The sequence below is a fragment of the Treponema phagedenis genome, assembly GCF_008153345.1.
GTDB classification, from domain to species: Bacteria; Spirochaetota; Spirochaetia; order Treponematales; family Treponemataceae; genus Treponema; species Treponema phagedenis.
This window is the reverse complement of record NZ_CP042818.1, coordinates 1,857,874-1,871,876: the sequence shown is the minus strand read 5'-3', so window position 1 is coordinate 1,871,876 and position 14,003 is coordinate 1,857,874. Positions and strand designations below refer to the sequence as shown.

The following is a 14,003-nucleotide window of genomic DNA, read 5'->3' as shown; positions in this document are numbered from 1 at the left end:
TCACTTACAAGAGCGTACCTCGCCCGTCAGTCGTAAAAAATGAGAGTCCTTGCTCATTTTCAGACCTTGTAAATAAATTCACAGCCTTCTTTTAAAAGTGCCGCTTTCTCCTGCCCGTTATTCCGCCGCGCCCGTAAAAGAGCCATACAACGGCAAGCAGCTAAAAATGTAAAATATCAATTACAGATTTTTATGTTTAATCTGTTATACCTATTATATATTTTTTTTAAAAATAATCAAGAGGGGAATTCAATAAATGTAATATCGAAGCGCAGTTTCCGCAATTTCTTTCATTATTGAAAACATTTCTTCAACAGTCAGTTAAGTTAATAAGGAAATAATGTAACATCTTGTTCTTTCTGTCCAAATGAGCCTTTGAGCTGCTTATGCCTATAATATGATCGTAAGCCGTCAATATGTTCCATTAAATCAGGTAAAATTTTATGCCCCATTGGATCAACTATAAAATCGATACCTTCCCGCCGTGCAAGTTTTGCAGCAGAGACAAAATCACTATCACCTGTTATAAGAACAATTTGATCAGCCAGTTTTTTATAGGCAAGTGTGGCTATATCTATCCCTATCTTCATATCAACGCCTTTTTGCCGTAAAACTAAATCAAAATCGGTTTCGGTTATATCGGTAACTTGCAAACGACCGGAGAAAAGTTTCTTTGCTATTTCATTTTTTAAGCCATAATAGGCGGTATTATCAGCTAATACGCCCATTCGTAAGGCAACTTTTCGTTGATGTATTAAGTTTTCGATAAATTCCTTCATCCATGTATAGGTTTCAGTCTTTGAAAAATCAATACTCTTTTCTAAAACTGGGTGATATAATGCTTTACTGATTGGAGGGCAATCATAATAAAATATTCGATATAAACTATTCCATTCATATATCCGTTTTTGTTTTCCATCGCTATCACTTATAATATCAAATTGAGAACGCTCTTTAAGGTGCATACGGCAATATTTTATAAGCTCATCTACACGCTCATGTGCCGATTTTTTTCCAAAATGATGTAAGGCTTGCTTTCGATAAAAGCCACCATCAACTAAAATAGCTGTTTTTTTCCATAGGTAAAAAAAAACCCGTAACTCCGACCTATCCCGGATAAGTGGGAGGCCGTACTATACAGGTTTATTAAAATGCTGCCAATAAAAGCAGCTTTTATCAATATATACTATTTTTCCTTGTACGTCAAGTAATGAGTTTGCCTCTACGCAATCATCTTTCCCTTGTTTTTCTTATCCACCGTAAAAGTTCTTTTTTTATTTCAGGCGGAATATTTTTAAATTGAATTTTCTGTACCTCTTTTTGAAACCCGCGCCGAATTGCTCCGCCAAAACTTTCTTCCAAAAATCCCGGAGTAAACACAACAGTGCCGGCAAAGTCAACACACAACCGGCACGCGGTTTTATTTTTTTTAAGAAACGGTATTAAAAATTCATCTCTGAATTCTTCTCCGGAATCGGGGCTTAAGTGAATAAATCTTGAGCCTTGAAATTTATAGCCACTCCCACATTCCGCTACTCTTAATATTGCCTCCTTCAATTTTCTCACCTCTTTTTTTGCAGTATATCACAAAAAAAATTGCCTCAAAAAAATGAGAATACTACATTAGCTGATGACACCTTATCTTTGACAAATCATCGCCACATTACGCAATCATCTTTCCCTTGTTTTTCTTATCAAATGCTTTTTCCTTAAACTCCTCAATACTCATTTCATCCATGCTGCCGAAAAAACCAGGTCTATCGTATTGGCGCAAGTAGGCGGCTTTTGCTTCCGCTGCGGAATTGAACCCAAGCATAACCTTGTCTTCATCATACGTACCGGTTGTCGGGTCGTTTTGGTGCACAATAAATACTTGTTCGCTTTCGGGATTGTTCCCGATGTAAGCGTCTACATGGTCTTTATCTTTGCCGACAGTGCCGCGAATGTAACCATAATCATACGCCATCTTAATAGCCCATTCGTGCCCGTCTTTATCAACGCCGCTTCGCACGCTGCCTTTTTTATTTTCGATTGAAATATCCATGCCGTGTATTTTTGTTCTGCCCTGTAACGGGTATCCTGAATACGTAAGCGATTTATAGATATTTTCCGCTACCTTTTTTGCAAATACTTTTATAAAGGCTTTTTCCATCGCTTTTTGCATGCTTGATTTTTCCGCAGATTGTGGTATATTAAGAGAGGCAGAACTGCCGGTAAAATTCGCGCTGCGGGGTTTTTCATTAAACTGATTGGACTGCGCCCTTTCCTTTTCTGCTTTTTGAATGCCGTTTATAGGTTTTTCCCATAACGGCATTTTCTTTTTTAAGAAGTCTTGTCTTGCAGGAAATATCGTTTTTACATCATAAAAATCACCATCATCTGAAGCCGTCAGCTCCACATACGCAACACTATTTTTATCCCCTCTTTTGTAAAGAATTAAAGAGCGCCCATTTTCATAAATAGCATCAAAATCATTGCAAACATATTCGACAAAATCTCTTGCCGTTGTAAATCCTACATTGGCTAAATCTTTTAATCGACCTGTTCGCTCTATATGCTTTTCTCCGAAATTATCTTTTTCGCCTGTAATATGCTTACCTATTCGTAAACGGATTTTTCCCGCTTGCCGTCTAATCTGCTTCGCAATATCTTCTGTTATCTCCCCAAAATCTTTACGCCCTGAACTGGTTAAAACATATTCTCCTGAATGTATGACAGGTTTATCTGCGGCATTGTTAGATTTATCCCCCTTATCCGTGAACTTTCCGTTCTCGCCTCGAGGGTGTTCGCCTTCTTCATATGATTTTTTCATTTTGCTGACAGGAACTTTTACCGTTAAAATATATCGTATCTTTTCCTTTATGTTTTTTTTAACTGTGTTCTTTTGTTCAACCGCTATCGCTTTCCGGATTGCGCCCGTTTGTTTTACAACGTCAAAAAGCTGCTTAAAGGCGGCATTGATTTTTTTTCGCTCTTCGCTTTCGGGGTAGGGCTTTTGTTTATTTTCGTCATCCCCACTGTCATAATCATCATTTTCGGTAGCATATGCAAGATAATCATTTTTTCTTCCGCTTGCTTTTAGCATATCGTCAATATATGCAGAAAACGCCCGTGCTGCCATTTCATGTGGAGCTGACCAATACGGTTTTGCTTTCCCCCTGTCAAGAGCTTTTGCATCTTCATGAAAAGCAGAACCCTTTTTGCCGCTATCAATTGTTGCCCGTCCGCCTTCAGCGTTTCCGTAGTATGCGCAAATCATTCTAATCCATTCGTTTTTCTGTTTTACCTCATTCTTTGTAATTGGTATTCCCCAGAACTTGTGTGCAAGCTCAATTGCTTTTTCTAGGCTGCCTGCATACCGTATTTTCTCTGCGAGCCCGCTTGTGGCTTTATCAAAATTGAACTTTGCAAGCTTATAGTCTGCACTTGAATATTCAACTTCTTGTTTAATCGGTGTATTCCCTTCTGTCATAGCTTTTACAAGATTGTCAAAAGCTGTCCGCACTTGCAGTACGTGTTCTTCTTGACTGTTTTCTACGGGAGGAGTAATTCCTGCTTTTTTCAGTTTATCTCTTTGGGTGTCAAGTAGGAAATCCTTATACTTTTGTGAATATGAAGTATTGTTTTTTATCCTCATATACTCAGTAAGTAGGTCTTGCTGTTTTTTGCTTAAATGATTCATAGGGTTTGTTAAGAAAACATCGATTTTTCCACCTACCATAGCCTCTGAAATGAGGTTGTCGAAAGCGTGAAACCATTCATGTGCGAGGTTTCCGCCTCCTTTCATTTTTGTGAGGTTGATAACACGCTCCACATGTTCATAATGTGCCTCAGCCTTTGACTCTCCTCTCGCTCCAATTGCAAGAGCGAGCCGTCCGTTTAGTGAAATAAGACTATCTGGAATGCCGGTAATATCCGCCAAATCTGCAAAAGCCTCGCACGCATGATCAACATGAAACTTTGCGCTCATCGGGTCTTTCAATACCCAATTCCCGGACTGAATGTCTCGCAAGTTAAACATTTTCTTAAGCTCTTCGGTAGAATGTGCTTTTACATTTCGCCCGCCTTTTCTACTGAATTTTGAAGCAACAATCAATTGAAAAATTGCCCGTCCTTTTCCCTTTGCAGAACGTTTCCCTTTTAGTGTTCCTGTTTCTTTCCATTCCCAATTATCATAATTTCCGTGTTTTGCTTGTTGTATGTGCTTTTCAAAAGTTGCAGACCCGCCAAAACCGCTGTAGTTTATCGTGGCGATAAATTTATTTCCTAACGAGTTCCACGCCGCATAAAGTGAATTTGAGGCAATGGCTTTTTCATTTGCTTCTTTTTCAAAAGCTTGAAGCCTTTCCCGTGCTGCCACCCTTTCTTTTTCAAAATATCCGGATCGAGTTTTTCCATCCCCTACATCAACATTTGAATCCCATCCATTTGCTTTTTGAAACGCCTGTATTTCGGGAGTTTTTTCAAGCTCAGTAAAACTTATTTTAGCTCCGTATTTCTCCCGTCGTAACTTATCCATTAAAGCAGTTTCTTTCATTTCAATATCATGCTTTTTTTTATGCACTTCATCGTATTCTTTTTTTAAATCTAAGTATTTTTGTTGTTGTCGAACTGATAAAAACACTCCCTGTCTTTCATCGTTTATTTCATTAATAGTATCTATTACATCTTGTACTGTTTTACAATCTTCCAACCGCCCACGTAAACCGTTTATTGCGATAACATAATTATGCCTTCCTTCGGGATTGTCGAAAGCTTCTGTTGCAACAGAAGCATAGACTCTGTCGATTAAAAAAGCCGCTCCTCTTGCCATGCCGTTTTTTATCAGCGTATTAAAATTAACCTTGCCGAACACGTTTGATTTTTTTATAAGCTCTTTTGCCATTCGAGGGTTTTCCTCTAACCCTTCCCAGTCGATTTCATGTTCAAGTATTTGCTCTTCGGCTTTTGCCATTTGCTTAATATAGTTTTGAGCAAGCTCTTTGCGGCTGCCTGCAATATAGCCGGTGTCGCGATAACGGTATTGCTCACTGTTCGGGTCCCATGTTGCGTCTTTGAGTGCGCTCTCCCGTTCGAAAAGCTCTGTTTGCGGTAAGCCTTCTTTTTTGCGTGCTTCATTCTTTTTTGCCCGCTCTTTTTCTTGCGCCGCAAAATCTTTTTTTGCGTTTTGATTTCCTTTCATTGCTTCAGAGCGATTGCTATTTGTGCCGGATTGTGGTATACTGGTCTGTAGAGAGGCGGTAACAGCTCCCACCTGTTTTCGGAAGGAAGAGAATTCAGGAGTGTAGCTATATTGGGCGATAACCGTCTGTATAGCATCTGTTGCCTCTTTATCTTTATTCCAATCGGCAAAACCTGTTAAAATCCATTTTGTATTACGCTCCTCATTTTCTCTTCGCAAAATCGCCACAATACCATTTTTTGACACTTCAATAGTTCTTTCATTGGTTCGTGTTACTGTTCCATTCTTTGTTGCATCAATAACTAATTGCAACAACGCCGTAATTTCATCTTCATTTTTTCCGTCCTTGCTATATCGCTGTTCAATAATATGTTTTAGCCCATAGCCGGACTTTCCGGTATTTCCCACATCAACGATTATTTCCCCTAAGTCCTTATGCCGAACACTTGAAGACTTGCCCGTCTCAAGCACTGCGGTAAGTTTTTTTAAATCTTCTTTTACTGTTGCTCCGCCTATTTTGTTTCCGTCGTCATCTTTGCTGTCCGCTGTTTTTTCTTGCTTATTATACAGGCTCCACACCTTATACATAAGGCTGCGGTTTATTTTCAGTACCGGTTGCGCCTTCTTTTCGGTTTGCTCGGTTGCTTCTTTTTTATTATCTGTTTTTTCACCGCCGCTTTGCTTGGTGCTGCTTGTCGGTTGCTTTTTACCTGCAGCCTCGGCTGTGCCGCTTACAGGCTTTTTAACAGCTGTCTTATATTTTTCTCGTGATTCTTTTTTACTGAAAATCCCATCCCATTTAAGCCTATTGGTTAGGTACTCAAGAACATGCGCTGCGTATGTTTGTTTATCCACACCGTAATTTTTCGCAATGCTTTCTTTTTCAAACTCATCATCTATTTTTTTTGAGTGAATATTAAACATTGTTTTTAAGAAAGTAAAAGGCTTTTTAAACGTTTCAGCATACATATAATAAAATCCCTTACCGCTTTTTTTCGGCACCTTTCGGATATATTTATGTCCTACCGCTTTTTCCAACACTCTTTCAATCCGCTCGCTTCCAGTATCAAGTTCTATAAAACCGCTCAGTGTTTTCATTATGCGAAAATGCTCATCTTGTCTAATTGTCAATATCATTTATTTATTTCTCCTTACTATAATTAGTGTAATTGCCCGTTATGAAGTAATACTTCGCATTCAAATTCGTATTCCTCTTGTACGCTCAGTTGCGGATGCTCTCTATGCGCTCGCTCGCCTCATAAATACCCGCATGAGAAAAAACGGAGTCAATGTCTTCTTTGCTTTTACATGCTTTTAATTGTTTGAAAAGAGGCGGCGTCTCCTCTTCTGTTTTTAACACAAGCCCCAGCATATCTAGCTTATTAAGAACATTTGACAACCGTCTTACATTGAAAAACAAGGCAGTTGTCATTTTATACAATTCTTTTTGTGTTGTTTTTCCATCCGTCATGCTATAATCATTATTAAGCATTGCAGTTAAAAGATAGATTTGCTTGTCTTTTAAATTTTTAATGTGAAAGCGCTTAAAACTATCCTCTATTTCCGCTTCGTTTTTGCATACTCGCAAAACTGCAAGAACTCTGTTATCAATATTCAAGGTTTCTCGTACCTCCTGCTAAAATAGTTTTTTTACCTTCAAAAACACCATCGCACCGAGAGCAATAAAAGCCGCTCCAGCAACAGCTGACAAAATCACAATAGCCCGCTTTTGCTTTTCAATTTTCAACTCCTTTTTGTGATTGTCTTCCGTCATTTTGCTTAGTGCCGCCTGCGCCTCTGTTTCGTATGCGCTGTAGGATTTTTTTAAACTCTTCAATACTTCCCGCTCCGTCTGTAATTGATTTTTCAAGCTCGCTTGCAAGCTCGCCGCTTTGTTCAATTTTTCCCTCAAGCTCTGTATTAGTAATTGCTGCGCTTGTTTGCTCGTCTCCAAGTTTTGACAGATTGTCTCTAACCTTATCAGCTCCGTCTCCGAGATTGTGTATTCCGCCTCGTGTGCAGCAGCCGGAAAACAAAAACAGACAAGCAAGCAAAAAAATAATCTTTTCATTTTTCATGTTCCTCTCCTGAAAACAGGTTTAAAAATATCGCAGCAAATGCAAAACCGAATAAAAGAAATAATACAAAACATCTACCGACAATCATCCAATCCCTTCCTTTTTTCGCAAAAAACCTAAAATATAGGTATACGATCGGATAACAATATACGTCCCCGTTTGTGCAAAGCCATCCTGTTCAAATACGCGCATACTTTTATTGTCTGCCGAAATAACAATTGCCACGTGCCCGTATTTATTCCCTTTTGTCGGCATAAAAACTGCAACGTCCCCTGCTTGCGGCTTTCCTTTTGTACGCGATATTCGCTCGAAATACTTCATCTCTAGCGGCAGCTTTTCATATTTTGTATATAACTCGCTTGCGCCGATTACTACGCCTGTGTGCGGGATTTTCAGCACGTCCTTACAGTACTGCCGGAAAAGGTCAACGCACTGTGCGCCGTAATGCCCGTCATAGTCTACTTTTTTCCCGAGATATTTTTTTACAAACTCATCTAAGCTCATTTACTCCCCCTTCACTTCCTTTGACACTGACATTTTTCAATTTTGATAAGTATTTTTTATTTTTTTCGATTGGATATGAGATACTGTTTTCTATGTATTCATCTGTTTTAAAATATCGCTTTGACATTTCATACATGCGGATTTTTTCTTCAATGTGTTTTATGAAAAGGCCAATAACTTCGTCCTCCCATTCTGATATAAGCTGCTCTAGGGGCTTTTTTATCTCCGCCCATTCAGGGTATTTTTCCCCACACGAAACTTTTGATATACGCAATAAAAATGTTGAGTAGGCATCTCTAATATCTTTGAGGATATCGTTTAGATACGCCCTGCGCTCATCGCCGCTTAACTTCTCCCGCATGTTGTTGTAGTCAAGCCGCTCGTTCAATTCATCTTTAATAATGTTGATTGTAGATATTGACGGGAAAGGGCAATGGATAAACGGTTCAAATATTGTCGTTATCTTTTCATCCATACGCCGCACCGATCGCCGCAAATCGGCGGTTAAGTGTGCATCAATATCCATGCTTTTTTTAAAAAGACTTTTCCGCAATTCTTCGTCGTGCATCACCATTGCCGTTTTCCGCTCCGCCTCTTTTTCTTTTAACTCAATATCTTGTTTTATGTCCTCTATTTTCTCGTCCATCTTCCCGATAGAAAGGCTTTTATCGCCCATCCCAAAGCGGATGCCCTTCATCATAATCACGATAAAAATAAGGAAGGCTATAACTAAAATAACGCCCCACCCGATAGGCGGTATCCCCGCTGCTTTTTCCATGTAACACCTCCTAAAATCAAAAAAAAATAAAAAAAGGCTGTGAACTTACTTACAAGGGCATACTATCCCCGTCAATCTAAAAAGGGTGCTCTGTATCCCTTAAAATTAGATTTTGTAAATAAATTCACAGCCTTCTTTTAAAAGTGCCGCTTTCACCTATCCGTTTTACCCGCTGCGTTCTTAAAGCACGAACCATACAACGGCAGACAGCTAAAATTGTAAAATATCAGTTATTGATACTCTTGTATCAACCGCCGGCAGTATAACTGTTTTTTTTATTTTTTGCAAGTATAAAAATATTAGTGCTTATTTTTTTTCTCCGTACATTTGCTTGTATTTTTCGGCAAGCTGCATTTCGTAAATTATCGGCACCTTCTTTTTTCCGCTTGCTTTGTATTCTTTTTCTACCGCTGCAACAGCAGCATCCCATTCTTTTTCTTTGCCGTTTTGTTTTGCGATTATTGCGTTCATTTCATCAGTTCCCCACCGCGTCCAACCGCCCCTGCAATGCGGATGAATAGCACCGACCACTAAGGTTTTGTTTTTTGCATCAGGTTCTTTCCCCTCCCAAATTGCAACACTCGCATACGGGTCTTTTATTTTATCACTTGCAAGCGGAACATCTGACCACAGGGCTATTACGCCGTTAAACTTTTTACAGGTTTCGCAACAGTTCGCCATTTCGAAACGCTTAAAATATATTTTTCCGCCTTCAGCATTGCCGCTTTGCTTCGCCTCCTGCACCTCATTAAGAACCCGCGCGAGGTTTGCCGTGTTTACCGTTTCGGTATCAACTATTCTTTTCCAGCTGCGATTTTCTTGTGCAAATTTATTATACAGCTCCTGCGATATCTCCGACTTTGATTTTCGCCCTCTAATTCCGTCAAGCAATGTTTCTTTAATCCCATTTTTTATCTCATCATTTGCCCTCGTGATTAAATGAGTAGCATAGTCTTCGCATACTTGATAGCGGGCTTTTTCCGCTCGTGATAATGGCTCTCCTAAAACGCTTTCGAGGTTGCGATAATCTTCGCGTATCCACTCAAATGTTTTTCCTTTGTATTTTAATTCACCGATTGACAGCTTCTCCATATCTTTAACGGATGAAAGCTTTGCTATTCTTTTTAAGAGTTTTTCTGTGGTAACCGCATCAAGCGTTATTTTTTTGGCTGCCTCTTTTGTGTTCATATTGAGCACGTTTTCAATTGCCTTAATGAGTGCGTCAAAATCCTTTTTTTTAAGCGGCTCCCCCGTTTCAGGGTTAAATATGATTTTTCCGTTATAACGTAATTTTGTATTTTTAAGATTAAAAAACCTTATTAAAAAGCTTCTCAAGTTTTCAATTGTACTTGAAAAAAGAGCCTTACGCACGATTTCAATATTCATAATCGGCAAACCTAAAACAGAGGCAATATCTTCATAGAGTGATTGAAGAATGAGCGGGTATAAATTATACCAATACTCGGCAAGCTCCTGCTTAATCGGAAAAATATGCTTTTCCCCGCTTTCGCTTGGCTCTTTATCAATACCTATCGGTATATCAAGCTGTTTTGATACGGCTCTAATTGCTTTTAAAAACTTTTCTTGACTGTTTGCCGGTGTGGGATTTTTTATTTCTAAAATAATATCAGGATATGACTTGTTTTTTTCCGCTGTCTGTGGTACAATATCCTCGGTTGTAGGACGTGATACGTTGGGGTAAGGCGGCAGGAATAAGCTTTGGTTGATAGCTTCACCGCCATTGTGGGTAGTCTTTCTTTGAAAGATAGTTTCAGGACGAAAGTCTCTGGCAGCCACTCCGCCGCCCGTAACACTCGAGGGGCTATCTCTGTGAAGCAATATAGAGATAGCTTTTTTTATTACTGAATTGATTTTTTTATCTGAATGTGATATACTACTTTCAGTTGTAGGACGTGATGTATTCACGCTTGCCGTGTTGGATAATGACGACTCGAACTTACGGAGATACGCTTCACTATCTCTATGTAAGGCCTGCCCCTGCAAAGGGTTGATGTGGCACGTGCCGCCGTCCATGGCATGATTATTATTTGAACCGTCTCTGTGAAGTATTTTGGAGACGGCTTTTTTTATTACTGAAATATATTTTTTAGCATCTGATTTGAATTTTGAAACAATAACACTGATTGCTTCTTCTTTTCCGTTTATGTTTGCCCTTCCGATAATTTCATAATAGACAAGGTCTTTTTCAACCCGTACTGAATGGCAAACCCCCTTATTTTCGCCTTCCAATATTTCTTTGGCAAAAGGGAGCAAGCTTACACGTTCCGCAGTCTTATCTTTTCCTCTCGGCTTATTTCCACCTTTAAGACTTATATGCTTAAAGCTGATATTACCAAAGCTTATCTTAGTATAATTCAATGCGGGACATTTTCTTTTTTCAGGGTTACGCTGCCAATCTTTCTGCCACTCTTTGATAAATTTATTTCCTATTTTTTTTGCATTTTCAGGTATAACCGCAAGCGGCTTGGCTGTGCAAACCTCAACCTTTGCCCGTGCGGTTTTGCGGTCGGTTTCGTATGTATACACCCATTGCCCGTTTTTAAACTCTTTTTTAATGTACTTATGGGTTTTTGCCTTTTCCAACAGTTCTCCGTTTAACTCACAGGGCACATTAAGGAAGGCGGAAAGCACCCGCACAAGGTTTTTTAGTTTTTCTTTTTTGTTTTCTTCGGTTATGCCGCTAATTGCAATTTCTATATTTTTTATTTTCATTTTTCTCCTCGTTTTATTCTCATCATGTATACTTTTTTATACTTTGTTCTCGTAAAAATTGATTTCCGGATATTGCCATAATAAAAGCTTTTTCTTTAGCTTATACACTTCCGTCTTAACACCCTTCACATCCTCGACTATTTCTACCCCGCCTTTTGTCGTGTAGCGAAAATCGGCGACATAATGGGTTGCCCTTCCGCCTTTTTCCGTTGCAGGGATAATTAAGAATTTAGGTTGTAATTCAAGGTTTTTTATCACGCCTGATTTTTCTAAAAGTCTTAACTCCTTGTATCGTAACATTTCCGCCTTGCTTGCAAAAACTATGCCGTCTGCCGTGCGCTGCTCTTTAGGGGCTGTTTTATATTTATGCCAATGACTATAGCTCACCTCTTCCCCTGCCTCCGTATCGCCTCAATGAGCTGTTCTTTTTCTGCCGGATTGTTGTCAATTAAAACGGCTGAATTACATTTTAATGAGCATGTTGTTCGCAAATTAAAAGCATGGTCTATAATGCCTATCCCGTACTTTTTTATGTTTAGTTTTGTTTTTGGTATTCTGTGCGCCATCTGTCCTGTTGTCCAATCTATTTTTTTACCGCAAACGGTACATTTAAAACCGTCTCGATTAAATACGTATAGGCGTGTTTTTCTCATAGAGTCTTTCATGCACCTACCTCGTCTCGTTCTTTTTTACCATTTACCAACCAATAATCAACATCGTAAACAGGGATGCCGACTTTCAATGCGGTCGAAGCCTCAATGTTCGCTCCCTTTGATTTTTCCCAGCCGCCTAAAAGAGCTACTCCATCACATCCTAACAATTGCATTAAATCAAAGCGCATCTTTTCATCGTAAGTTGCCCCTTCGGTAAATTCAAAATCGGCGGGATTGATAACCGTATAGCCGCTTTCCGTTAGCTTCCTTTCTGCTGCTTTAAACTGTGTTTTATAATCCGGAACATTCGTTATTCCGCCCGAAATATAGAGTTTCATGCACGCTCCTCGCTTAATTCTTTTTCGAAGATTAATTCTGATTGCCCTATGCTGCTATCTTCTTTTTTTGCCTCTTGCCCCTTATCAAGGCTAATAGGATAGTTTGCGGTTAAAACCTCTATTTTTTGATTTTTTTTGTTTCCGTTTTGTGTCATTGTGTTTACCATTTTAAATTCGATTTGATACCATTTATTATTTTTTGTGTATTCGGATAGCTTCTTATTTCTAAAAGAACTAAGCAAGAATTTCCCCTGTATATTTTGCAGCATTCCTAAAAGGTTATCAAAATCTTGTTGCGTATAACCGTCATAATGTCCTTGATCTGTACCTACATAGGGCGGGTCAATATAGTGGAATGTATCGGCTGTATCGCGGGAAGCAATAACCTTTAAGGCATCGCAATTTTCAATTTGCAGCATTCTAATTCTATTTGATATTTTATCCGTAAACTCATCTATTTTATTTACAATCGTCTTTGTTATACTCTCATTCTTTTTTGCATATGCGAAACCACTATTAAGACAATTTCCAAATGACATATTAGCTTGCACCCATACAGCCCATGCTCTTTTTACCGTATCAAACATGTCAGGGTTTTCGTAAATTATTTTGGCATGTCGGTGCATTTCACGGCTATGCAGCGTTTTCATAATTTCTTTTTGGAGTGCAGGGAAGTCTTCTTGTACAACGTGGTAAAAGTTGATGATTTCCGCATTTGTATCGTTGATGACTTCAGCTTGTGAGGGTTCTTTCGCGAACAGAACAGCAGCACCTCCGCAGAAGGGTTCGCAGTAGATTTTATGTTCAGGAATAAGTGATACAATCTTTTTTGCAAGCTGCTGTTTGCCGCCGTAATAGCTTAATGGTGGTCTCATGCCGATAGTACCTCTTTCTTAATAAAAAATGAGCGTAAATAATCCATGCCCTTTTGGAAAACTTCTGTTACAAGTGATATTTTTGTTTCGCCCTTTGCATTCCTCCAGCTACTTTCCCGCACTCTAAAATAGCCCCGATTGATATATTCTTGGTATGGGATATTATCTGCATTGAGGACTTTTGCATTCCGCAGCATTTTAAAAGCGGTATTGCGCCCGAACGGTAGGTGTAAGACCTTTACCGCTTCCGCCATACTGATAGCCCCTTTGCTTGAGGTGAGGGCATCGGCAAGCTCTACTCTTGGTTTTTGCGCTTCGATTGTTTTTTCCGCTATGGTTAATCTTTCATTTAATGAATTGATTGTGTTTTGGGAAACCTGCAAGGCTCTTGCCATTATCATCTCGGGAGTGTTCCACGCTTCCTCAACCTTAATAAGATATTGCCTTATTTTCCGCCCCTGCTCATTGTTTTCTACCATCGCCAATTCTTTGGCGGCTTGGACGGTTAGTAAATAATCTTTTTTGTTTTGCCCGCCGTGAATCTCGCTTTCCTGATTTGGAAAGCAAGTTTTATAGTCTTTTCCCTCAATCAAGCTGTATTTCTCAATACGCTCTTTTATCCATGCCGCAAAAATTTTCCCAACTTGTAATTGCATATGCAGCTCCCGCGCATTTACATATTGCCGGTTTTCTACGGTATCAATTTTCAATATTTCATTTTGCTCAAACTCTGTTCCGGCGTTTTCAACCTTACTTTGAAATGTAAGGTTAGGCGGTACAGATGTCGTCGTCGTTTTATTTTTTGTTATCTCGTTCATCTTTTTTTTCTCCCGTTAAAAAACGCCTTTCAGAAAAACATCTT

The 14,003-nt window shown here is 39.1% G+C and carries 13 protein-coding genes; all 13 read right to left on the bottom strand.

Features of this window, described 5'->3' with window-relative positions:
- Nucleotides 1-326: 326 nt before the first annotated feature.
- Nucleotides 327-965, bottom strand: coding sequence for an NYN domain-containing protein (locus FUT79_RS08275; RefSeq protein WP_024751699.1), 639 nt, complete (start codon nt 963-965; stop codon nt 327-329).
- 265 nt (nt 966-1,230) lie between these two features.
- Complete coding sequence (locus FUT79_RS08270) at nt 1,231-1,566, bottom strand: STAS-like domain-containing protein (protein WP_081718570.1); 336 nt, start codon at nt 1,564-1,566, stop codon at nt 1,231-1,233.
- Between the two features lie 97 nt (nt 1,567-1,663).
- Nucleotides 1,664-6,319: an LPD1 domain-containing protein gene (locus FUT79_RS15110; RefSeq protein WP_187426837.1), complete on the bottom strand. Its 4,656-nt coding sequence runs from the start codon at nt 6,317-6,319 to the stop codon at nt 1,664-1,666.
- 85 nt (nt 6,320-6,404) lie between these two features.
- The gene (locus FUT79_RS08260) at nt 6,405-6,800 is read right to left on the bottom strand and encodes a hypothetical protein (RefSeq protein WP_024751643.1); all 396 of its coding nucleotides are present in this window, start codon (nt 6,798-6,800) and stop codon (nt 6,405-6,407) included.
- 118 nt (nt 6,801-6,918) lie between these two features.
- Nucleotides 6,919-7,260 (bottom strand): hypothetical protein, encoded by a 342-nt coding sequence (locus tag FUT79_RS08255; protein ID WP_148889491.1) that lies wholly within the window; start codon nt 7,258-7,260, stop codon nt 6,919-6,921.
- An 84-nt stretch (nt 7,261-7,344) separates the two neighbouring features.
- Nucleotides 7,345-7,764, bottom strand: coding sequence for a CHAP domain-containing protein (locus tag FUT79_RS08250; RefSeq protein ID WP_148889489.1), 420 nt, complete (start codon nt 7,762-7,764; stop codon nt 7,345-7,347).
- Entirely contained in the window at nt 7,751-8,542 is a 792-nt protein-coding gene (locus FUT79_RS08245; RefSeq protein WP_148889358.1) for a hypothetical protein, read from the bottom strand. The genes FUT79_RS08250 and FUT79_RS08245 overlap by 14 nt, the downstream gene beginning before the upstream one ends.
- 306 nt (nt 8,543-8,848) lie before the next feature.
- Nucleotides 8,849-11,275, bottom strand: a complete 2,427-nt coding sequence (locus FUT79_RS08240; protein WP_148889357.1) for a hypothetical protein — start codon at nt 11,273-11,275, stop codon at nt 8,849-8,851.
- A gap of 36 nt (nt 11,276-11,311) precedes the next feature.
- A complete protein-coding gene (locus FUT79_RS08235) occupies nt 11,312-11,662 on the bottom strand; it encodes a DUF1064 domain-containing protein (protein ID WP_044634588.1) in 351 nt (116 codons plus the stop codon).
- Entirely contained in the window at nt 11,659-11,940 is a 282-nt protein-coding gene (locus FUT79_RS08230; RefSeq protein ID WP_024751714.1) for an HNH endonuclease, read from the bottom strand. The genes FUT79_RS08235 and FUT79_RS08230 overlap by 4 nt, the downstream gene beginning before the upstream one ends.
- Nucleotides 11,937-12,266, bottom strand: coding sequence for a DUF4406 domain-containing protein (locus tag FUT79_RS08225; protein ID WP_024751735.1), 330 nt, complete (start codon nt 12,264-12,266; stop codon nt 11,937-11,939). The genes FUT79_RS08230 and FUT79_RS08225 overlap by 4 nt, the downstream gene beginning before the upstream one ends.
- On the bottom strand, nt 12,263-13,141 hold the full coding sequence (locus tag FUT79_RS08220) for a DNA adenine methylase (RefSeq protein WP_148889355.1): 879 nt from the start codon (nt 13,139-13,141) through the stop codon (nt 12,263-12,265). The genes FUT79_RS08225 and FUT79_RS08220 overlap by 4 nt, the downstream gene beginning before the upstream one ends.
- Nucleotides 13,138-13,959 (bottom strand): antA/AntB antirepressor family protein, encoded by an 822-nt coding sequence (locus FUT79_RS08215; protein ID WP_148889353.1) that lies wholly within the window; start codon nt 13,957-13,959, stop codon nt 13,138-13,140. The genes FUT79_RS08220 and FUT79_RS08215 overlap by 4 nt, the downstream gene beginning before the upstream one ends.
- Between the last annotated feature and the right edge of the window lie 44 nt (nt 13,960-14,003).

Coding starts and splice junctions, on each gene's coding strand:
- FUT79_RS08275 (WP_024751699.1), bottom strand. CDS start 965: ATGCACCTTAAAGAGCGTTCTCAATTTGATATTATAAGTGATAGCGAT.
- FUT79_RS15110 (WP_187426837.1), bottom strand. CDS start 6,319: ATGATATTGACAATTAGACAAGATGAGCATTTTCGCATAATGAAAACA.
- FUT79_RS08255 (WP_148889491.1), bottom strand. CDS start 7,260: ATGAAAAATGAAAAGATTATTTTTTTGCTTGCTTGTCTGTTTTTGTTT.
- FUT79_RS08250 (WP_148889489.1), bottom strand. CDS start 7,764: ATGAGCTTAGATGAGTTTGTAAAAAAATATCTCGGGAAAAAAGTAGAC.
- FUT79_RS08245 (WP_148889358.1), bottom strand. CDS start 8,542: ATGGAAAAAGCAGCGGGGATACCGCCTATCGGGTGGGGCGTTATTTTA.
- FUT79_RS08240 (WP_148889357.1), bottom strand. CDS start 11,275: ATGAAAATAAAAAATATAGAAATTGCAATTAGCGGCATAACCGAAGAA.
- FUT79_RS08230 (WP_024751714.1), bottom strand. CDS start 11,940: ATGAAAGACTCTATGAGAAAAACACGCCTATACGTATTTAATCGAGAC.
- FUT79_RS08225 (WP_024751735.1), bottom strand. CDS start 12,266: ATGAAACTCTATATTTCGGGCGGAATAACGAATGTTCCGGATTATAAA.
- FUT79_RS08220 (WP_148889355.1), bottom strand. CDS start 13,141: ATGAGACCACCATTAAGCTATTACGGCGGCAAACAGCAGCTTGCAAAA.
- FUT79_RS08215 (WP_148889353.1), bottom strand. CDS start 13,959: ATGAACGAGATAACAAAAAATAAAACGACGACGACATCTGTACCGCCT.